21 protein-coding genes are annotated in these 17,743 nt (G+C 61.2%); 11 read left to right on the plus strand and 10 right to left on the minus strand.

The features are described from left to right. Positions 1 to 142 precede the first annotated feature (142 nt). Positions 143 to 283 (plus strand): hypothetical protein, encoded by a 141-nt coding sequence (locus ACS3QZ_RS09015; protein WP_456037537.1) that lies wholly within the window; start codon positions 143 to 145, stop codon positions 281 to 283. A 153-nt stretch (positions 284 to 436) separates the two neighbouring features. On the opposite strand, the gene ACS3QZ_RS09020 is transcribed toward ACS3QZ_RS09015, so the two are convergent. Further along, entirely contained in the window at positions 437 to 937 is a 501-nt protein-coding gene (locus ACS3QZ_RS09020; RefSeq protein ID WP_456037538.1) for an Lrp/AsnC family transcriptional regulator, read from the minus strand. A 213-nt stretch (positions 938 to 1,150) separates the two neighbouring features. Between ACS3QZ_RS09020 and trxB the strand changes: the two genes are divergently transcribed. The 4 genes from trxB to ACS3QZ_RS09040 all read left to right on the plus strand — a co-directional run bounded on the left by trxB (position 1,151) and on the right by ACS3QZ_RS09040 (position 6,553). Further along, a complete protein-coding gene (gene trxB, locus ACS3QZ_RS09025) occupies positions 1,151 to 2,095 on the plus strand; it encodes a thioredoxin-disulfide reductase (protein ID WP_456037539.1) in 945 nt (314 codons plus the stop codon). A gap of 100 nt (positions 2,096 to 2,195) precedes the next feature. Next, on the plus strand, positions 2,196 to 3,887 hold the full coding sequence (locus tag ACS3QZ_RS09030; protein ID WP_456037540.1) for an adenylate/guanylate cyclase domain-containing protein: 1,692 nt from the start codon (positions 2,196 to 2,198) through the stop codon (positions 3,885 to 3,887). Positions 3,888 to 4,009: 122 nt separating this feature from the next. Further along, positions 4,010 to 6,085 carry a bifunctional sulfate adenylyltransferase/adenylylsulfate kinase gene (locus ACS3QZ_RS09035; protein WP_456037541.1) on the plus strand — a complete coding sequence of 692 codons (2,076 nt, stop codon included), beginning with the start codon at positions 4,010 to 4,012 and terminating at the stop codon, positions 6,083 to 6,085. Positions 6,086 to 6,202: 117 nt separating this feature from the next. Then, positions 6,203 to 6,553, plus strand: a complete 351-nt coding sequence (locus tag ACS3QZ_RS09040) for a hypothetical protein (RefSeq protein WP_456037542.1) — start codon at positions 6,203 to 6,205, stop codon at positions 6,551 to 6,553. Positions 6,554 to 6,576: 23 nt separating this feature from the next. Here the strand turns inward: ACS3QZ_RS09040 and ACS3QZ_RS09045 are convergent, their stop codons facing one another. Then, positions 6,577 to 6,804 (minus strand): DUF1150 family protein, encoded by a 228-nt coding sequence (locus tag ACS3QZ_RS09045; RefSeq protein ID WP_456037543.1) that lies wholly within the window; start codon positions 6,802 to 6,804, stop codon positions 6,577 to 6,579. Between the two features lie 3 nt (positions 6,805 to 6,807). Next, positions 6,808 to 7,221 carry an Hsp20 family protein gene (locus ACS3QZ_RS09050; RefSeq protein ID WP_093092472.1) on the minus strand — a complete coding sequence of 138 codons (414 nt, stop codon included), beginning with the start codon at positions 7,219 to 7,221 and terminating at the stop codon, positions 6,808 to 6,810. A 198-nt stretch (positions 7,222 to 7,419) separates the two neighbouring features. On the opposite strand from ACS3QZ_RS09050, the gene ACS3QZ_RS09055 reads away from it, so the two are divergent. The 3 genes from ACS3QZ_RS09055 to ACS3QZ_RS09065 all read left to right on the plus strand — a co-directional run bounded on the left by ACS3QZ_RS09055 (position 7,420) and on the right by ACS3QZ_RS09065 (position 9,314). Further along, the gene (locus ACS3QZ_RS09055) at positions 7,420 to 7,644 is read left to right on the plus strand and encodes a YdcH family protein (RefSeq protein ID WP_456037544.1); all 225 of its coding nucleotides are present in this window, start codon (positions 7,420 to 7,422) and stop codon (positions 7,642 to 7,644) included. 109 nt (positions 7,645 to 7,753) lie between these two features. Beyond that, entirely contained in the window at positions 7,754 to 8,245 is a 492-nt protein-coding gene (gene purE / locus ACS3QZ_RS09060; protein WP_456037545.1) for a 5-(carboxyamino)imidazole ribonucleotide mutase, read from the plus strand. Then, positions 8,238 to 9,314: a 5-(carboxyamino)imidazole ribonucleotide synthase gene (locus tag ACS3QZ_RS09065; protein WP_456037546.1), complete on the plus strand. Its 1,077-nt coding sequence runs from the start codon at positions 8,238 to 8,240 to the stop codon at positions 9,312 to 9,314. The genes purE and ACS3QZ_RS09065 overlap by 8 nt, the downstream gene beginning before the upstream one ends. A 40-nt stretch (positions 9,315 to 9,354) precedes the next feature. Here ACS3QZ_RS09065 and ACS3QZ_RS09070 read toward each other — a convergent pair whose 3' ends face one another. Together ACS3QZ_RS09070 and ACS3QZ_RS09075 are read right to left on the minus strand one after the other, a co-directional pair. Continuing rightward, positions 9,355 to 10,497 carry an alpha-D-ribose 1-methylphosphonate 5-triphosphate diphosphatase gene (locus ACS3QZ_RS09070; protein ID WP_456037547.1) on the minus strand — a complete coding sequence of 381 codons (1,143 nt, stop codon included), beginning with the start codon at positions 10,495 to 10,497 and terminating at the stop codon, positions 9,355 to 9,357. Beyond that, positions 10,490 to 11,254, minus strand: a complete 765-nt coding sequence (locus ACS3QZ_RS09075; RefSeq protein ID WP_110680243.1) for an esterase/lipase family protein — start codon at positions 11,252 to 11,254, stop codon at positions 10,490 to 10,492. Before ACS3QZ_RS09075 ends, ACS3QZ_RS09070 begins: the two co-directional genes overlap by 8 nt. 81 nt (positions 11,255 to 11,335) lie before the next feature. Here ACS3QZ_RS09075 and ACS3QZ_RS09080 point away from each other — a divergent pair, with 81 nt between their 5' ends. After that, the gene (locus tag ACS3QZ_RS09080) at positions 11,336 to 11,785 is read left to right on the plus strand and encodes an NUDIX domain-containing protein (protein WP_456037548.1); all 450 of its coding nucleotides are present in this window, start codon (positions 11,336 to 11,338) and stop codon (positions 11,783 to 11,785) included. 2 nt (positions 11,786 to 11,787) lie between these two features. On the opposite strand, the gene ACS3QZ_RS09085 is transcribed toward ACS3QZ_RS09080, so the two are convergent. From ACS3QZ_RS09085 to ACS3QZ_RS09105, 5 genes are all read right to left on the minus strand, one after another. After that, positions 11,788 to 12,615, minus strand: coding sequence for a DMT family transporter (locus ACS3QZ_RS09085; protein ID WP_456039326.1), 828 nt, complete (start codon positions 12,613 to 12,615; stop codon positions 11,788 to 11,790). A 40-nt stretch (positions 12,616 to 12,655) separates the two neighbouring features. After that, the gene (locus ACS3QZ_RS09090) at positions 12,656 to 13,861 is read right to left on the minus strand and encodes an MFS transporter (RefSeq protein WP_456037549.1); all 1,206 of its coding nucleotides are present in this window, start codon (positions 13,859 to 13,861) and stop codon (positions 12,656 to 12,658) included. Next, positions 13,862 to 14,416, minus strand: a complete 555-nt coding sequence (locus ACS3QZ_RS09095) for a hypothetical protein (RefSeq protein WP_456037550.1) — start codon at positions 14,414 to 14,416, stop codon at positions 13,862 to 13,864. It lies immediately after the preceding gene. 205 nt (positions 14,417 to 14,621) lie between these two features. Continuing rightward, the gene (gene rsgA, locus ACS3QZ_RS09100; protein ID WP_456037551.1) at positions 14,622 to 15,704 is read right to left on the minus strand and encodes a ribosome small subunit-dependent GTPase A; all 1,083 of its coding nucleotides are present in this window, start codon (positions 15,702 to 15,704) and stop codon (positions 14,622 to 14,624) included. Positions 15,705 to 16,050: 346 nt separating this feature from the next. Then, positions 16,051 to 16,808, minus strand: a protein-coding gene (locus ACS3QZ_RS09105) for an IS5 family transposase (RefSeq protein WP_456036452.1) whose coding sequence is annotated in 2 segments (ribosomal slippage) — positions 16,051 to 16,487 and positions 16,487 to 16,808 — 759 coding nt in all. Because the reading frame shifts where the segments join, the coding sequence is not laid out codon by codon here. 71 nt (positions 16,809 to 16,879) lie between these two features. Here ACS3QZ_RS09105 and ACS3QZ_RS09110 point away from each other — a divergent pair. Together ACS3QZ_RS09110 and ACS3QZ_RS09115 are read left to right on the plus strand one after the other, a co-directional pair. Beyond that, complete coding sequence (locus tag ACS3QZ_RS09110) at positions 16,880 to 17,056, plus strand: hypothetical protein (protein ID WP_456037552.1); 177 nt, start codon at positions 16,880 to 16,882, stop codon at positions 17,054 to 17,056. A gap of 27 nt (positions 17,057 to 17,083) precedes the next feature. Further along, a complete protein-coding gene (locus ACS3QZ_RS09115; protein ID WP_456037554.1) occupies positions 17,084 to 17,659 on the plus strand; it encodes an ImmA/IrrE family metallo-endopeptidase in 576 nt (191 codons plus the stop codon). Positions 17,660 to 17,743: the final 84 nt, after the last annotated feature.

Consider the following 17,743-nt stretch of genomic DNA (forward strand, 5'->3'; position numbering starts at 1 on the left):
CGGCCTGCCTCAGAATCTCTGCGGTATTTTCCTCAAATCTGACCATTCCTGCCCCATCTCCGCCCCATTGTGGGAACACACTGATCTCAAGTCAGAAACAGTTGGCGCCGCCCAAGCCGGAGCCGGTTCAAGGAGAAACAATATGAGCAGCCAGACCCGCTTTATCAAATCCGTTGTTGCAGCCTCCAAGAGTGATCTGCCCGAGATGCCCTGGGCCCGTGGCCGCCGCCGCGCCGCTTTCATCGCCAAGCGCAACGGCGCCCCGCTCAAGAAAGCCGCCTGAGCCGGAAACAGACCAAATGCAAACGGGCCGCATCTCGTCTTGGGATGCGGCCCGTTTGCGTTTTGCCGATGACGCAGGAGGGGGGGCGCTGCCCCCGCCGCAGCAAGCTGCGTCTCCCCCGGGGTATTTCTGGAAAAAGAAAGTAAAGGGGCGTCAGGCGTCGCGGTTCAACCGATCCTCAAGCACGTCAAATGGCACGCCCGGCTCGTCCTTGGCGCCACGGATGACAAGCGAGGTCTTCACGCTGGCCACGTTATCGGCCCGAAGCAGGCCTTCGGTCAGGAAGCTCTGGAAAGTGCTCAGATCGGGGGCCACGCATTTCAGGATAAAATCCACCTCGCCGTTGAGCATGTGACATTCCCGTACAAGGGGCCAGTTGCGGCAACGCTCCTCGAACACGCTCAGGTCGGCCTCGGCCTGGCTTTGCAGGCCCACCATGGCAAAAACCTGCACTTCAAAACCCAGTTCGCGGGCATCCACGTCGGCGTGATAGCCACGGATGAAGCCTGCCTCTTCCAGCGTGCGCACGCGACGCAAACAGGGCGGCGCGGAAATGCCCACGCGCTTGGCGAGTTCGACATTGGTCATGCGGCCATCTGCCTGCAGTTCAGCAAGAATCTTGCGATCAATTGGGTCGAGCCGGGTTCCGGGCATGTGATCTAGCGCTCCGTCAGATTTGCGGTTCTTATAGCACCACCCAAGCCGCGCGCAATATTATTTCACCGTGGAGCAATATCCTTTTGCGAGACATCGCCCACGCCCCTGATGCGGACGGCTGCGGACAAATCTGCAATGGGGTTTTCCTACGGCGCCGCGCAGACTATATCCCCTTGCGACATACCTGTTGCAGACACGAAAGGGGCCCCCATGGCCGACACCAAACACACCAAGGTTCTGATCATTGGCTCGGGCCCGGCAGGCTATACGGCCGGGGTCTATGCCAGCCGCGCCATGCTCGAACCGATTCTGGTGCAGGGGATCGAACCGGGCGGCCAGCTGACCACCACCACCGAGGTCGAGAACTGGCCCGGCGATACCGAGGTGCAGGGCCCGGACCTGATGGTGCGCATGGAAGCCCATGCCAAGGCGATGGGCTGCGAGATTATCGGTGACATCATCAACGACCTCGATCTGTCCAAGCGCCCCTTCTCCGCCAAGGGCGACAGTGGCGCCATCTACACCGCCGATGCCGTGATCCTTGCCACCGGCGCCCGTGCGAAATGGCTGGGCCTGCCGTCGGAAGAGGCCTTCAAGGGCTTTGGCGTTTCCGCCTGCGCCACCTGCGACGGGTTTTTCTATCGCGGTCAGGAAATCGTGGTGATCGGCGGCGGCAACACTGCCGTGGAAGAGGCGCTGTTCCTGACCAATTTCGCCTCCAAGGTGACGCTGATCCACCGCCGCGACGAATTGCGTGCCGAAAAGATCCTTCAGGACCGCCTGACGAAAAACCCCAAGATCGAAACGCTCTGGTTCCACACGCTTGAGGAGGTTCTGGGCGACGACAATCCCAAGGGCGTAACCGGCGTTCGGGTGCGCAACGTGAAAACCGACGAAATCTCCGAGATCCCCTGTGCAGGCGTCTTCGTGGCCATCGGCCACGCCCCCGCCAACGAACTGGTGAAGGACACGCTCGAAATGCACAACGGTGGCTACGTGCAAGTCAAACCCGGCAGCACCGAGACCTCGGTGCCCGGTGTCTTTGCCGCGGGCGACCTGACCGACCACAAATATCGCCAGGCCGTAACCTCGGCAGGCATGGGGTGCATGGCGGCGCTGGATGCCGAGCGCTTCCTCGCCGAGCAGAACGACTGATACGAAACTCCGGGCGCAGGGCCGCACAGGCCCTGTGCCTTGACCCACGCCCCGCGCGTCGCCACTCTTGCCGGACACAGCCAAGGAAACAGGCCACGGCATGAGCGCACTCTGGAAAGGCAATATCCGCACCCGGCTTCGCATTGCCTCGGGTCTTGTCCTCTTCACCTATGTGCTCTTTCACTACATCAATGTCGGGCTGGGTCTCTTCTCGCTCGACGCGATGGAGCAATTCCAGGACTGGCGCCGCGCCATAACACGCAGCGCGCTCGGGGGGCTTCTGCTTTATGCGGCCCTGTTCACCCATGCCGGGCTTGCCCTCTGGCGGCTGGCCCGCCGAAACACGCTCCGCATGCCGCCATGGGAGGCGGTTCAGATCCTTCTCGGCCTGACCATTCCGCTCTTGTTGACGGTCCATGTCGTGCATACCCGCGCGGCCTCGAGCAATTTCGCAGTCAATGACCGGATGGGCTATATCACCGGGCTGATCTGGGACACATCCAGCGGCTGGCAGCAGGCGCTCCTGCTTCTGATCGTCTGGACCCATGGCTGCATGGGGATGCATTTCTGGCTGAGGATAACGGAATGGTGGCGACGCTCCCTTCCGGTGATGATTTCACTCGCCACCCTGATCCCCGCCTTTGCGCTGGCCGGGTTCATGGTGCAGGGCCGCGCGCAACGGGCCCGTCTTTTTGACCCTGTCGAGGGGCCAGACCTGGCCGCGCTCTACAATTTTCCAAGCCGGGATACCCTTGCACAGCTGGAACGCATGACCCGCGAGGGGCTTTGGGTGTTCTGGGGGCTGCTTGTCCTGACCGCAGCCGCCTTTCTGGTCCGTCGATTGCTGGTCTCGCGCCGCGCCCTGAAGGTGCGATACATCGACGGCCCCGAGATCAGCGGACAGCGCGGCATGACCCTGCTTGAAATGTCACGTGCGGCGGGCGTGCCCCACATGGCGCTCTGTGGCGGGCGCGGGCGCTGCACAACCTGCCGCGTGGTGATCGAGGATGGGGCCGACCTGTTGCACCCCCCTTCCCCCGAAGAAGCGGCCAGCCTTGCCGCCGTGAACGCACCACCCAATGCCCGGCTGGCCTGCCAGATCCGCCCGACGGAACCGGCAACCGTGCTGCGCGTGTTTCGCGCGGACGGGCGGCGCGCCCGCAGCCATCAAAGCCTTGGTCGGGAACGCCGGCTGGCAATCCTCTTTCTCGACATGCGCGGGTTTACTGCCCGCACCACCGGGCAATTGCCCTATGATGTCGTGTTCCTGCTCAACCGTTTCTTTGACGCGATCGTGCCCTCGATCACCGGTGCAGGGGGGACGGTGGACAAATACCTTGGCGACGGATTGCTGGCGGTCTTCGAACTTTCCGATGAACGCAGTTCGGCAATGGCCGCGCTCAATGCCGCCGCCGGCATCAGTTCGGCGCTGAAAGTCTTCAACAAGGCGCTGGCCGCCGAGAAAGACACTCCCGTGGCCATCGGCATGGGGCTCCATCTGGGCGAACTTGTACTGGGCGAGATCGGCGCCGCCGACCATGCCCCCCGCACCATCATCGGGGACACCGTGAACACCGCCAGCCGCCTTGAGGCTGAAACCAAGACGCTGGGCGTACAATTGCTTGTCTCTGCCCAGCTTCTCGAGGCCGCAGGCCACACCACCGAGCAGTTCGAACTTGTCTCCCTCTCCCTCAGAGGCGTGTCGCACCCGATTGAAGCCCTTGCTCTCAAAGACGCCAGCACGGTTCTGAAAACCCTGACGGAAGAGGCGCAGAACAGGACATCCGCGTGATCATGCTGCGTTGCAGCAATGTCACGCCAGCGGAAATCAGCGCATTTGGTCAGTTTTCCCTTTCGCCGCGAGTCAAAACATGAGAACTGTTCACGCGTGAACACACTTTGAGTCGCTTTTTGATGTCACTGCCTTTGACAAAACCCATTTCAGATGAGGAGGACCAATTGTTTTGCCTCCTGCGCCAGCTGGATCTGGCGCCCCAAGCATCGCAGCGGGCGACGGCAACGGCTCTGGGCATTTCCCTCGGACGTCTCAATGCGCAGTTGCGCTCGGCCGCCGACGCCGGGCTGATCACGATCAGCGCGCGTCAGGGCCCCGACAAGCGACAGCGCTTTGCCTACACGCTCACATCCCGAGGCGCAGCGGAAAAGGTGCGTCTCACGGACAAATTTCTCGCCCGCAAACTTGCGGAATACAACGCGTTGCACGCGGAACTCACTGGCACCGCCAGCGGTATGCCTCCCATAAAACACAGGACACATCCCATGCAGAACAACCTGGCTCCCATTCCCGAGCTTTATGTCTCCTACGAGAGTGCACAGAAGCTCAAAGTCGAAGCAGCCGACCTGACCAGCCACGACCTGACCCCGCGCCAGATCTGCGACCTCGAATTGCTGATGAATGGCGGCTTCAACCCGCTCAAGGGCTTCCTGACGGAAGAGGATTACAACGGCGTCGTCGAAAACATGCGCCTGGCCGACGGCACGCTGTGGCCGATGCCCATCACCCTTGATGTAAGCGAGGAGTTTGCCCAGTCGATCGAAATCGGTCAGGACATTGCCCTGCGGGACCAGGAAGGCGTGATCCTCGCCACCATGACCGTCACCGATCGCTGGGAACCCAACAAGGCCCGCGAAGCCGAGAAAGTGTTCGGCGCCGACGACGATGCGCACCCGGCCGTCAACTACCTGCACAACACCGCTGGCAAGATCTATCTCGGCGGTCCTGTCACCGGCATCCAGCAGCCTGTGCATTATGACTTCCGCGCCCGTCGCGACACCCCGAACGAACTGCGCGCCTATTTCCGCAAGCTGGGCTGGCGCAAAGTTGTTGCGTTCCAGACCCGCAACCCGCTGCACCGCGCGCACCAGGAACTGACCTTCCGCGCCGCGAAAGAGGCACAGGCCAACCTGCTGATCCATCCGGTTGTCGGCATGACCAAACCCGGTGACGTCGATCACTTCACCCGCGTGCGTTGCTACGAGGCCGTTCTGGACAAGTACCCAGCGGCGACCACCACCATGTCGCTGCTGAACCTGGCGATGCGCATGGCCGGCCCACGCGAAGCCGTCTGGCACGGCCTGATCCGCGCCAACCACGGCTGCACCCATTTCATCGTTGGCCGCGACCACGCCGGCCCCGGCAAGAACAGCCAGGGCGAAGACTTCTACGGCCCCTATGACGCTCAGGACCTGTTCCGCGAGCATCAGGAAGAAATCGGCATCGAAATGGTCGACTTCAAGCATATGGTCTGGGTCGCCGAGCGCGCACAATACGAACCCATGGACGAGATCGAGGACAAGGACGACGTTACCATTCTGAACATCTCGGGCACCGAGCTGCGTCGCCGTCTGGCCGAGGGTCTGGAAATCCCCGAGTGGTTCTCCTTCCCCGAGGTTGTCAGCGAGCTTCGCAAGACCCGTCCGCCGCGCGCCCAGCAAGGCTTCACCGTGTTCTTCACCGGCTTCTCCGGGTCGGGCAAATCGACCATCGCCAACGCGCTCATGGTCAAGCTCATGGAAATGGGTGGCCGTCCGGTCACGCTTCTGGATGGGGACCTCGTGCGGAAAAACCTCAGCTCGGAACTCGGGTTCTCGAAAGAGCACCGCGACCTGAACATTCGCCGCATCGGCTATGTTGCTTCGGAGATCACCAAGAATGGTGGCATCGCCATCTGTGCTCCGATCGCACCTTACGCCACCACCCGCCGCGCCGTGCGCGAGGACATCGAACAGTTCGGTGCCTTTGTCGAAGTCCACGTGGCGACCTCGATCGAGGAATGCGAGCGTCGTGACCGCAAGGGTCTCTACAAGCTGGCCCGTGAAGGCAAGATCAAGGAGTTCACCGGGATTTCCGACCCCTACGACGTACCCGCCAACCCGGAACTGCGCGTTGAAACCGAAGGCACAGACGTGGACAACTGCGCGCATCAGGTCATCCTGAAGCTGGAAAGCATGGGCCTGATCAAAGCCTGATCCGCTCTGAGCGACTGACAAACGAAAACGCGGGGCACAATGCCCCGCGTTTTTTTCTTGGCCTGCCTCACCAAAATTTCAATGCCGCCATGGCCATGACGGTGTTAGGCTGAGGCCATGAAATACTTCATCCTTCCCCTGGTTTTCGCCGCAAGCGCCCTGCGCGCCGATCCGCCTGTTGTCGAAAATGCCATCGCCCTGCAAACCGATACAGGCTGGACCTTCAATGTGACCCTTTCCCACCCGGATACCGGCTGGGATCATTATGCAGACGGTTGGCGTGTGGAATCCATGGACGGCGTCGTGCTTGGCTACCGCGAACTCTACCACCCCCATGTCAGCGAACAGCCCTTCACCCGCTCGCTGTCACGGGTCAGCCTCCCCTCGGGCACGGGCACAGTCGCAATCCGCGCCCGCTGCAACAAGGATGGATGGGCGGACGAAACCTATCTGCTCAAACTGGACTGACCGCCCCGCCCGTGGAATCGTGGTTAATGCACGGTTACAGGGTCAAAGTCGTTCTGCCGTGCGAGGATGAAGGCAAGGTTTCGGTCCTTAACCAGTGCCAACCGCTCGCCATCCGCATTGTGCACGGCATAGAGGGTTTCGGCCTCCGAAACCTGTGCACGTACTTCATCCGGCAACTCGTCCAGCGCGACCTCGCGCACATAGACGATCCGACGTTCTTCTTCCTGTCCGAAATCAAACTTGCTGTACATCGCTTACCCTTTCCTGATCTGGATCGTCTGCACCACGCTTTCCGGCTTGGTCCGGGTCAGGTCGACATGAAGAAGGCCGTTCTCCATATGCGCCTCGCCCACATCCACGCCATCTGCCAGCACGAACGAGCGTTGGAACTGGCGCGCCGCAATGCCCCGGTGCAGGAACACGCGATCCTCCGAATCGTCGCGCTGACGGCCCCGGATCACCAACTGGCGATCTTCGACCGTAATGCTCAGATCCGACTCGCTGAACCCGGCCACGGCAAGCGTGATCCGATAAGAGTAATCCGATGTCTGTTCGATATTGAAAGGGGGATAGCCTTCGTTGCCCGTCTTCGCGGTACGCTCCAGAAGGCGTTCCAGCTGCTCGAACCCCAGCATGTGGGGATGCGACCCCAAGGTCAGTTTTGTCATCGACACGTCCTCAACTTCAAGCGACAGTCCATTTCCGGGCCCCGTTCTGGCAACCCGGTGCCTCAAATATGGGAGGCGAAAAGCCGCTTGGCAAGAGGCAAGTCCGATTGAAACACCTCGTATCAAAGGGGCGAAACCCTTTGCAGGACGGCTTCGAATCGTTATGCTACGACCCTGCAATACCTAAGGAAATCTCCCATGAACGCACCCAATGACCTGTCGATGAAGACCGACGATGTACTCAGGGTCGAATTGGAAGTTTTCCGCCAGAAACACCGCGATCTCGATGACGCCATTCACGCCCTTGTCGAACGGGGCACCGGTGATCAGCTTACCATCCAACGGCTGAAAAAGCAGAAACTGCGCCTCAAGGACATGATCGCCCTGATCGAAGACCGCCTGACCCCCGATATCATCGCCTGAACCACCCTGCGCATCAGGACACAACAGCCCGGCTGCCTCACGTTCCGCCGCATTGCGCAAATCCCGCAATGCTCTATAAACCGGGCTTCACGTTCTGGCAGAGGCAAAAATGACGGACACACCACAGGTCGGCATCATCATGGGAAGCCAGTCTGACTGGCCCACAATGAAACTCGCAGCCGAGATTCTCGACGAACTGGGCATCACTTACGAGAAAAAGATCGTCTCTGCCCATCGCACCCCGGATCGGCTGTGGAGCTACGGCAAAGAGGCCGCCGGGCGTGGTCTTCAGGTGATCATCGCGGGGGCTGGCGGCGCGGCGCACCTGCCCGGCATGATGGCCTCCAAAACCCGCGTGCCCGTGATTGGTGTTCCGGTCCAGACCCGCGCCCTCTCGGGCGTCGACAGCCTTTATTCGATCGTGCAGATGCCCAAGGGTTTCCCCGTGGCCACCATGGCCATCGGCGCAGCCGGTGCCTCCAACGCCGGACTGATGGCCGCAGGCATCCTCGCCCTGCAAGACCCCGCGCTGGCCGCACGCCTCGATGCCTGGCGCGATGCCCTTTCCGCTTCTATTCCCGACGAGCCCCAAGATGACTGATCCCCTCCCCTTCGGCAGCACCATCGGCATTCTGGGCGGCGGTCAGTTGGGCCGCATGTTGTCGGTCGCCGCCTCCCGCCTTGGCTATCGCACCCACATCTTCGAACCCGGCGCCAACCCGCCCGCCGGTCACGTGGCCGATCAGGTCACGACCGCCGCTTACGAAGACAAGGCGGCGCTCGAAGCCTTCGCCGCGTCGGTCGATATCATCACCTACGAGTTCGAGAACATACCCACGCAGGCGCTCGACATTCTCGAAGCGCATCGCCCGATCCATCCGAACCGCGAGGCCCTGCGCGTCTCGCAAGACCGCCTTGTCGAGAAACGCTTCCTGCAGGACCTCGGCCTTGCCACGGCCCCCTTCGCCGCTGTCGACACCCTATCCGACCTTGAAGACGCCATCGCCTCCACCGGCACACCGGCGATCCTCAAAACCCGCCGCTTTGGCTATGACGGCAAGGGACAGGCCCGGATCAAATCTGCGAACAAGGCCGAACCCGCCCTTGCAGACATGGCCGGCGCGCCTGCCATTCTCGAAGGCTTCGTCGAATTTTCCCGCGAAGTTTCGGTGATCGCCGCGCGCGGGTTGCATGGCGATGTCGCCTGTTTCGACCCCGGCGAAAACGTGCATCACGAAGGCATCCTGCGCACCACCACAGTGCCCGCCCACCTGACCGCCTCGCAGCGCATGGGGGCCGTGCTGCTCGCCGCGCAAATCCTCAATGCGCTGGAATATGTCGGTGTTATGGGGGTTGAACTCTTTGTGACCGACGGCGGCTTGATCGTGAACGAGATCGCCCCGCGCGTGCATAATTCCGGCCACTGGACCCAGAATGGCTGTGCCGTGGACCAGTTCGAACAGCATATCCGCGCCATAACCGGCCTGCCCTTGGGCGATGGCCAACGTCACGCCGACGTGGTCATGGAAAACCTGATCGGCGACGATATGGATAAGCTGCCGACCCTGCTGCGCAGCGCCGATACCGCCCTGCACCTCTATGGCAAGGCCGAAACGAAGCCGGGCCGCAAGATGGGACATGCCAACCACATCCGCCCCAAGTCGACCTGATCTGACTTGAATTCCAAAGGGGGCGCCGCAGCCCCCTTTTTCATGCCATGAACCGTGCCGCGGCCTCACCGGCCATAAAGCTCACCTTCCCACCGGTCAGCGTCGCACAGATCCGCCCGGTTCCGGGCTCCATCACCACCAGATCCGCGCGCCTGCCCTCTTCCAGCTGCCCGCGATCCCGCAGCCCCAAGAGCGCCGCCGGACGCGCCGAGATCAGCGTCCAGCCTTCTTCCAGCGTCACGCAGCCCTCTGCTACCAGCCGCAGAACCGCCTGCCGCAGCGCCGGATAGTGATAATCCGAGGCCAGCGCATCACACAGCCCAGCCTGCACCAGCGCAGCCGCCGAAACATTGCCCGAATGCGATCCACCCCGCACCACGTTCGGCGCCCCAAGCACAATCGCCCCGCCTCCATCCCGCGCCGCCCGCGCGGCGATCTCGGTCTCGGGAAACTCTGAAACGCCAACGCCGCGCTCCTGCCATATCTGGCGCAGTTCCGCGGTGTCGTCATCATGACTGCCCAGCAGCACCCCCCGCGCCGCCAGCCGCTTTGCCAGAGCCTCAACAGCCGGCCCAACCTCGGCGCCTCGCTCATGCAAGCCCTGCATCAGCGCCAAATGCGCCTCGGGACTGCGCCCGCCCTTGAGCGCCTGCCCCGTCAATCGCGGCGGGCGCCTGCCCTTGTCCAACGCGGCATGGGGCAGGTGATCATTGAAAACCACATAGCGCACATCATGCGCCGCCACCGTTTCCTCGAACGCGGAATAATCGTCCAGCTTATGCGTCTCAAACCGCAGCTGCACCCGACAATCGGTCAACATGTCTGGCCCGTCGTGCAGCGCTCCAAGAAACCGGCGCGCAAAGTCCGGCCCCCGCATCCCGCCTTCCCAACTCCAGAACTGCGCCAGCATCGCCGTGGTGACCCCGTTCGCGGCAAGCTCCGCGTCCACGGAAACCAACCCCTGCCCGAGGTCTTTCATCGCCCCCCGGCGCGGCGCGAGATGCCGCTCGAACCCGTCGCCATGCATGTCGACGATCCCGGGCAACACCCAGAAACCACGCAAATCCACCTCTCGCACGCCACCGCCCGGCGCCCCGATCACACCGCCACGCAACGCGATTTCGCCGGGCCGCAGCCCATCCGGCCAGAGCACTTCCGCACCGACAAGGTCCAGATCAATCACGCGGAGACTCCTCGCAATGCCCGCCTTCGCAACTGCCTTTCCGCCACAGGTCGATCTCTTCCAGCGTGGCGTCTGTGTCGCCCCACTTCATGTCGTGATCAAAGGCCCCGTCCCGCAGGAACAACCGCACCTGCGCAATCAGCATCGGGTTGTTCATCATGAACGTGTGCGTCACCGGCAAAACAAGGTGATCCGCCATTCCGGCCACCTTGGTGCTCTCGACCGACACCTTACCGTCATCCGGCCCCTCGATGAGCGCCGAGTAGAACGGGTTCAGCGACCGATCTCCGGCTATGACTCCCAGTTCGAAATCCACCGGCGGCAATTCAGTGGGCAACCCATCGGTGCCCAACTGCGATCCCGCCGGCCCATTGATCCAGTCAAATGGTTCCAGCTGGCCCAAAACATCCACGAGTTCCGACCCCTGGTTGGGCGGCCCCAACATTACCACACGCCCAAGGTTCTCCGGGCGATGATCCAAAAGCCACAACCGCAGCAAAATACCGCCCATCGAATGCGTGACGAAATGCACCGACTCTCCGCTGCACGCGGCCACCGCATTTGGAAGGGTTTCCTGCGCAAGCGTTTCAATCTCCTTGCGGGTCGACGGGTATCCGGGCCGTTCCACCTTGTAGCCATAGCGCTCCAGCGCCGCCTGCATCAGCACGAACGAGTTTTCCGTCCGCGCCAGCCCATGCAGCAGCACGACACAATCCGCCCGCGCCATCCCCGGCGCGACACCGGCCAAAAGGGCCATGAAAGCAACGATCCGAACCATGCCCTTGAGATAAGCCCTCCCGCCGCCTTACAAAAGGCCAAACAGACCGGATGTCACAATATGCCCTCCCCTCGCCTCGCCGCGCGCGCCCTGATCCTTCAAGATGACCGCCTGCTCGTGGTCAACGCCTACCCGGCGGGGAAAAGCGACCTCTGGTGCGCACCCGGCGGCGGGGTCGAACGGGGCAGCTCCCTGCCCAACAATCTCGCCCGCGAAGTGCACGAGGAAACCGGCCTAACCATCGCCGTCGGCGCGCCTTGTCTCATCAACGAATTCCATGATCCCGATGGCACATTCCACCAGGTCGACGTCTATTTCCGCTGCACGATCCTGTCCGGCACGCTCTCCGACGATTGGCGCGATCCCGAAGGCATCGTCAGCGAACGCCGCTTCGTCACCCGTGACGAACTCTCCCGCATGGCGTTCAAACCCGACAGCCTGCCTGACGTGGCATGGTCCGACAGGCTCTTTTATGACCCGCTCGAACCCATCGTGAAACCGACGCGATAACCTTACCGGCGCATAGATACCAGCACGCCCCCGATCACCAGCACCGCCGCCCCCACAAAGCGCCATGTCACCGGCTCGCCCAGAAACACCATGCCGCCTGCCACCGCGATCACCGGCACGCTCAACTGCGCCACCGCCGCCCGGCTTGCGCCCAGCGCTGGCAAAAGCTGATACCACAGCGCATAGCCCAAACCCGAGGTCAACGCGCCTGAAATCACCGCCAACACCACGCCCTCTGCGCTCCACCCGGTCGCGCCCTGAACCACAGCCCCCAGCACCGCCACAGGCGCAGCCAACAGAAAATTCATCGCCGTGGCCTGCGTCGCATCCCGCTCTTTCCGCCCCTGCAGCGAATAGAGGCCCCAGCCTACACCCGCGGCCACCATCATGGCCGCATGCATCGCAGAAACGGCAACCGCCCCACCGGGCCAGAGCAACCAGACCAAACCGACCAATCCCGACAACGCCCCAAACCATCGCGTCGCAGGCATGTCTTCCCGCCCGAGCAGCGCCCCGGCAAACATGGTCGCCTGCACGACCCCAAACAGGATCAACGCTCCAAGCCCGGCATCCAGCGCCCGGTAAGCGAGGGAAAATCCAAAAATATAGAGCAACAGCCCAAGCACCCCGATACCGCGCCCGGCCCCGCCAAGTTCAAAGCCCCGCCGCTGCCATAAAACCAACAGCGTCAGCATGACCGCCCCCGCCGCCAGCCGCACCGCGCCAAAGGCAATCGGGTCCATGCCCGCCCCGGCCACGCCCGCCCGGTTCAACACCGAGTTCGCGGCAAAGGCGATCATCGTCAACAGTGTGAGCAGGAACAAGCGCATTACGCTTGGTGGCACGCGGGATGCCCGAGGGCAAGACCGGTCACACCCCGCGTGCCTTACGCGGCAAGGCAAGGACCAACGCCATAGCCGCGATCTTCAGAAGGCAGGGCAGCACCGCGTATCCCAGCGTCAGTGCGCGCAAAGCCTCCGTTGAATTCTCTTCGCCGGGCTTGAACCCCGACATCTCAAGGAACGGCAGCAACACCGCCGCCACCAAGGCCAGCGACAGTTTTGTCACCAGCGACCACAGGCCAAATCCAGCACCCCCTCCCAGCCGCTCTTCGTCCAGCCCCACGGCAAACAGCGCTGGCAACAACACCATGTCCGCCCCAAGCGCCAGCCCAGAGCCGACACAGACGGCGGCAAATCCCATCACCGCCCCTTCACCCAACCCCGCAACCCCCGCAAAGCTGACGATGGCAAGACTCATCCCGCCGAGCAGCACCGGTTTCGCCCCCCACCCACGCGCCATCCGCGCCCAGAGCGGCGCGCTTATCCCGGCCGAGGCAAAAAAGGTCAGAAGGAAAACGCCTGCCAGCCCCGTCAATTGCAACCGGTCTTCTACAAAAAACAAAAACAGGGTCGAGGTCGCTGCCACGGGAAGCGCATTGACCAAACCCAGAGCCAGCAACAGCCGCATCCGCCCGCTTGCAAGAACCGCCTTGAGCCCGAGCGACGGCCCTTCAGGTGTACCCTCACGGCTCCACAGCCGTGCCATGGCAAGTGCCGCAATCAGAACCACGGCGACGTAGACCCCCGCAAATCCCCGGTATCCCATCACCTGAGGCAAAATCGCAGCTAGCAAAATGCCCACCACGGTGCCGGCCTCACGCGCACCTGCCAGACGGTAATGCGCTCCCGCCTCGCCAGCCTGTACCAGCCGTACACCTTGCGCATAAAACAGGATGGTCAAAAGGCTGTAGCTCGTGAAGATCACCACCAGCACCGCCACCAGCCAAAAAACGGGCGCACCGACGGGCGCCATACCGAACAGCCCCCAAAAGCCTGCCGCCAAACCAACGCTGCCCATCGCAGCCCACACGCCCACCGGCACTCCCGGTCGATCCGTGAGCCATCCCAACGCAGGGTCCTGTGCAAAATCCATGATGCGTATGCCAAGCAAAACCGCCCCCAGCGTGCTCAGGCTGATCCCCATCTCGACCGTCACGTACCGCGGCAGATGGATGTACAGCGGCACTCCAGCGGCGGCCAGCATGGCCGCATACACCCCGACCCGTGAAAGCACTTACCCTGCAGCCCCGCGCAACTGACGCGCCAACGCCTTGTCGCGCGCGTCTTCGGACAACCAGATCGCCATGTACCTGTCCCGGATGTTCACATGTTGGAGGCGACAGGTCTTGGCACCGTTCACCCAGAATTCAAGTGTATTTGCACCGCGCGGGGCCGACACAACCCGATCCCCGGGGCGCAGATCGCGCAAGCATTGGGTCAGCTTGGCACGGATTCCGTCATGATCCGCGCGCGGGCCTTCCATGCGCATCAACTCGTCCATGCTGGCCTGCAACAGGATTTCCGATCTCACCTTTCGAGCATAGTCCAATTGCAGCGCAAAGGGTCGTTCCCAGTCAAACCCCCGCCCACCGGGCGTGAACAACTGAGCGTCATAAACCTTGAAGCCAAGCCATCTAAACGCACCCTTACCCAGTTCCGCAGGCTGGCTTACAACCGTGCGAACTTCCGGCGCCACGTCCGCCTTGGCCTTGGCGGCAAAGGCGACCGGTAACAACAGGCTCAACGCCATGATCAACATGCGTCCCCTGATCGGCACTCTCGTCTGCATGGCATCCCCCCTTGGCAACCATTGGCGATTTTCAAAGGGTACGCCTCATTTCCAAAAGCGGATCATTTTCCCAAGCCGACCAATCCGCAACGCGCGCACGCATGCGTGCGGCCCACATCTTCCTTTTGCCAGAAATATCCTGGGGGACGCCGAAGCCCCTTGGGGGTTCGGCGGGGGGCAACGCCCCCGACACCGCCCCAATACCCTAACGCCGGTTCTTCTTGTCCTTCATCACCGAACGCACCATCTTGCCAAAGTTCTTGTCCTTGGACCGCCTTTCAGCCAGTGACGCCGAGTTGAACCGGTCTTCCGCCATCAACTTGCGCCAGCGCTCCAGCCGTGAAGGGTCAAGATCACCAGCCGCAATCGCCGCCGTTACCGCACAACCCGGCTCACTGTCATGGGCGCAATCTCGAAACTTGCACTGCATCGCCAGATCGGTGACATCCGCAAACAAATCCGCAATCCCGTCCTCGGCATCCGCCATCTGTAACTCGCGCATCCCCGGTGTATCCAGAACAGCCACCCCGTCCGGGGTGAAATGCAACTGGCGCGCAGTGGTGGTATGCCGCCCCTTTGCATCGTCCTCGCGAATACCGGCCGTCGCCACGCGCCCCTCTTCAAACAGTGCATTGACCAGCGTCGATTTGCCCACGCCGGAACTGCCCATGAAGGCCACGGTCTGCCCCGGACGACACCAGTCCGCGAGTTTCTCCAGCGGTTCCCGGCTCAGCGCATTGAGCGCCACGACCACAACCCTGTCCGATACCGACATCGCCTGCTGAACGTATGTATCAGGATCGTCGCACAGGTCGGTCTTGGTCAAAACGATCACCGGCGTCACGTCCGCATCAAACGCCAGCGCCACGTAACGCTCCAGCCGCGCGATGTTGAAATCGGCGTTACAGGACGTCACGATAAACGCCGTGTCCACATTGGCCGCGATCAGCTGAAACCGGCGGTCATGCCCCGGCGCGCGCCGCTTGAACAGGCTCTTGCGCTCCAAAAGCACGCTATGCGCCGGAAGGTCCGCGTCATAGAGAAACCAATCGCCCACCGTCGCGTCGGGTCTCCCCGGGATCAGGCCCTCGATGTCCGCTCCCACAACGCGCAGCCCGTTGCGGTGCACTTCACTCACCCGCACGGGCGGTGTCTGGTTCAGGGTTTGCGGATCAACCTGTCTTGCAAAAAACGTCTGCCAGCCCAACCGCGCCAGCTTGGACGGATTTTCTGTGCCGGGTTGCGACGACGTGGATGTTGAAAAGAACTGGGAATAGTCCCGTGTCATATCTTGTTACCTTCATGGCCCTGCCGGGATCATCCCGGCATCAATCTATCATTGGATCAGGCGCAAAAACAGCCCAGCCGCCCGCAACTCTGCGGACTGCGTCTCAGGTCGTTTTTGCCTTGGAAGGACGCCGTGCCTTCCCACCTCAACGGGCCATAAAATCTCCATCGTTTCTGATGCCAAATATCCAGTAGTGGCTCGATTATTGCAAGCAGGTCAAACAGGATACCCGAACCGACGCTTGCACGTATTAGTTGCATATCAAATCAAATAGTCAGTAGAAGGATCCTAAATATTAGCTGCCAAGGTCCGGAATTGATGTCACTATCAACACTAGGGTCAGGACTCATAGCCAGAAAATGACGAGTGCCGCCAGCGCGATGGCTGACAGGAATACCTTTGGGGATCTGTCGTAACGGGTCGCGACCCGCCGCCAATCCTTGAGCCTGCCGAACATGATTTCTATGCGGTTGCGCCGTTTGTAGCGGCGCTTGTCGTACTTCACCGTTTTCTTCCGCTGTTTTCGACCGGGGATGCAGGCGCGTATCCCTTTGTCTTTCAAAGCTTCTCTGAACCAATCGGCGTCGTAACCACGATCTCCGAGCAGCCAATCTACTTTTGGCAGGCTGCCAACGAGAACCCGTGCGCCGGTGTAATCACTGACCTGACCGGCTGTCACAAAGAGGTTCAGAGGACGTCCTTGGCTGTCGCAAATGGCGTGCAGCTTTGTGTTCATGCCGCCCTTGGTGCGCCCAATCAGACGCCCACGCCCCCCTTTTTCACGCCCAGACTGGACGCCGTGCGATGAGCCTTCAGATAGGTGGCGTCGATCATGACCGTTTTCTCTTCACCATGATCAGCAGCCAAACCAATCAGCATCTCGGCGAAGATGCCCTTGTCGCTCCAACGCTTCCAGCGATTGTAGAGTGTCTTGTGCGGGCCGTATTCCTTGGGAGCATCACGCCATCGTAACCCGTTGCGATTGATGAAGATAATGCCGCTCAGCACCCGGCGATCATCCACACGAGGTTTGCCATGGGACTTGGGGAAGAAGGGCTCAAGGCGCGCCATCTGCGCGTCGCTCAACCAGAAAAGATCAGACATGTTTACCGCTCGTTTTTCGAGTCGTGAATCATGCCGCCAACCGGAAATCAATGGGTCCTGACCCTAGGCACGTGCGCGATGCCGTAAAAAACGATCTTGAAGAAACTCCGACCATGCTGATGCAAAGCGAAACGTTTAAGAAAAACCTCGAAAAGCTGGTGTATGCCGCTGTTGAAGCCAAGCTCCCGACCGCGAGCGATGGCGAAAACAAAGACCCTCTGGGCAGGGATGACTTTGACGACGAGTAGTATTATATTGGCGTCGGGAGAGCACAAATGAAGCAAGAGTATTTGGAGACTCCAAAGCGCTACAATGCTTCGGACGTTCTAAAAATCGCTGGAGTTGGAGAACCGCCGGTCGACCTTGACCGAGTGATGTCAGCCTTTGGGATATCCCAAGATGACTCGCTAGACTTCGACAAGCTAAGCCTTTCTGGGTTCGCGCGCTGGTCCGAAGACCGAAAGACGGCGAATATCTGGGTGAACCCACTTGAGCCGGAGAACCGTCGTCGTTTCACTTTAGCACACGAGTTGGGGCATTTATTTCAACACATGCTGCCCAATTATCAAGACGTACAACGCGCGGAGGAGTTTAAGGACGGCCCTCGTGAGTTTCGTCGAGACGGAAGCGTGGGCAAGGAGGAACGTGAAGCTAATCAGTTCGCTGCAAAACTGCTGATGCCCGCTCCAATGGTTAAAGAAGAATCCACCAAACTTAAGGATGCATATCGAAAGCCCGATGGTAAGATCGGCATGTCGCGCCAGCGTTTCATTGATGAGTTGGCGCAAAAATTCGAGGTGTCTTCTCAGGCGATGGAGTACCGCCTAAAGAACCTGCGTATCATCGCATAGCATTCCCAACCTAATCATCAAAAAAAGAGGCCGCCCAAAAGGCGGCCTCCAATTGTCTTTGCGACGGTGGCGCTCGGCAGATTG

Source organism: Shimia sp. W99 (genome assembly GCF_053851455.3).

What these genes read in the sequence shown, in the direction of transcription:
- ACS3QZ_RS09050 (WP_093092472.1), bottom strand. Translation starts at nt 7,221, where the DNA reads ATGACAAAACTGACCTTGGGGTCGCATCCCCACATGCTGGGGTTCGAG.
- ACS3QZ_RS09085 (WP_456039326.1), bottom strand. Translation starts at nt 12,615, where the DNA reads ATGCGCTTGTTCCTGCTCACACTGTTGACGATGATCGCCTTTGCCGCG.
- ACS3QZ_RS09020 (WP_456037538.1), bottom strand. Translation starts at nt 937, where the DNA reads ATGCCCGGAACCCGGCTCGACCCAATTGATCGCAAGATTCTTGCTGAA.
- ACS3QZ_RS09080 (WP_456037548.1), top strand. Translation starts at nt 11,336, where the DNA reads ATGCCCTCCCCTCGCCTCGCCGCGCGCGCCCTGATCCTTCAAGATGAC.
- rsgA (WP_456037551.1), bottom strand. Translation starts at nt 15,704, where the DNA reads ATGACACGGGACTATTCCCAGTTCTTTTCAACATCCACGTCGTCGCAA.
- ACS3QZ_RS09055 (WP_456037544.1), top strand. Translation starts at nt 7,420, where the DNA reads ATGAACGCACCCAATGACCTGTCGATGAAGACCGACGATGTACTCAGG.
- ACS3QZ_RS09075 (WP_110680243.1), bottom strand. Translation starts at nt 11,254, where the DNA reads ATGGCCCTTTTGGCCGGTGTCGCGCCGGGGATGGCGCGGGCGGATTGT.
- trxB (WP_456037539.1), top strand. Translation starts at nt 1,151, where the DNA reads ATGGCCGACACCAAACACACCAAGGTTCTGATCATTGGCTCGGGCCCG.
- purE (WP_456037545.1), top strand. Translation starts at nt 7,754, where the DNA reads ATGACGGACACACCACAGGTCGGCATCATCATGGGAAGCCAGTCTGAC.
- ACS3QZ_RS09045 (WP_456037543.1), bottom strand. Translation starts at nt 6,804, where the DNA reads ATGTACAGCAAGTTTGATTTCGGACAGGAAGAAGAACGTCGGATCGTC.
- ACS3QZ_RS09095 (WP_456037550.1), bottom strand. Translation starts at nt 14,416, where the DNA reads ATGCAGACGAGAGTGCCGATCAGGGGACGCATGTTGATCATGGCGTTG.
- ACS3QZ_RS09065 (WP_456037546.1), top strand. Translation starts at nt 8,238, where the DNA reads ATGACTGATCCCCTCCCCTTCGGCAGCACCATCGGCATTCTGGGCGGC.
- ACS3QZ_RS09030 (WP_456037540.1), top strand. Translation starts at nt 2,196, where the DNA reads ATGAGCGCACTCTGGAAAGGCAATATCCGCACCCGGCTTCGCATTGCC.
- ACS3QZ_RS09035 (WP_456037541.1), top strand. Translation starts at nt 4,010, where the DNA reads ATGTCACTGCCTTTGACAAAACCCATTTCAGATGAGGAGGACCAATTG.
- ACS3QZ_RS09015 (WP_456037537.1), top strand. Translation starts at nt 143, where the DNA reads ATGAGCAGCCAGACCCGCTTTATCAAATCCGTTGTTGCAGCCTCCAAG.
- ACS3QZ_RS09040 (WP_456037542.1), top strand. Translation starts at nt 6,203, where the DNA reads ATGAAATACTTCATCCTTCCCCTGGTTTTCGCCGCAAGCGCCCTGCGC.
- ACS3QZ_RS09115 (WP_456037554.1), top strand. Translation starts at nt 17,084, where the DNA reads ATGAAGCAAGAGTATTTGGAGACTCCAAAGCGCTACAATGCTTCGGAC.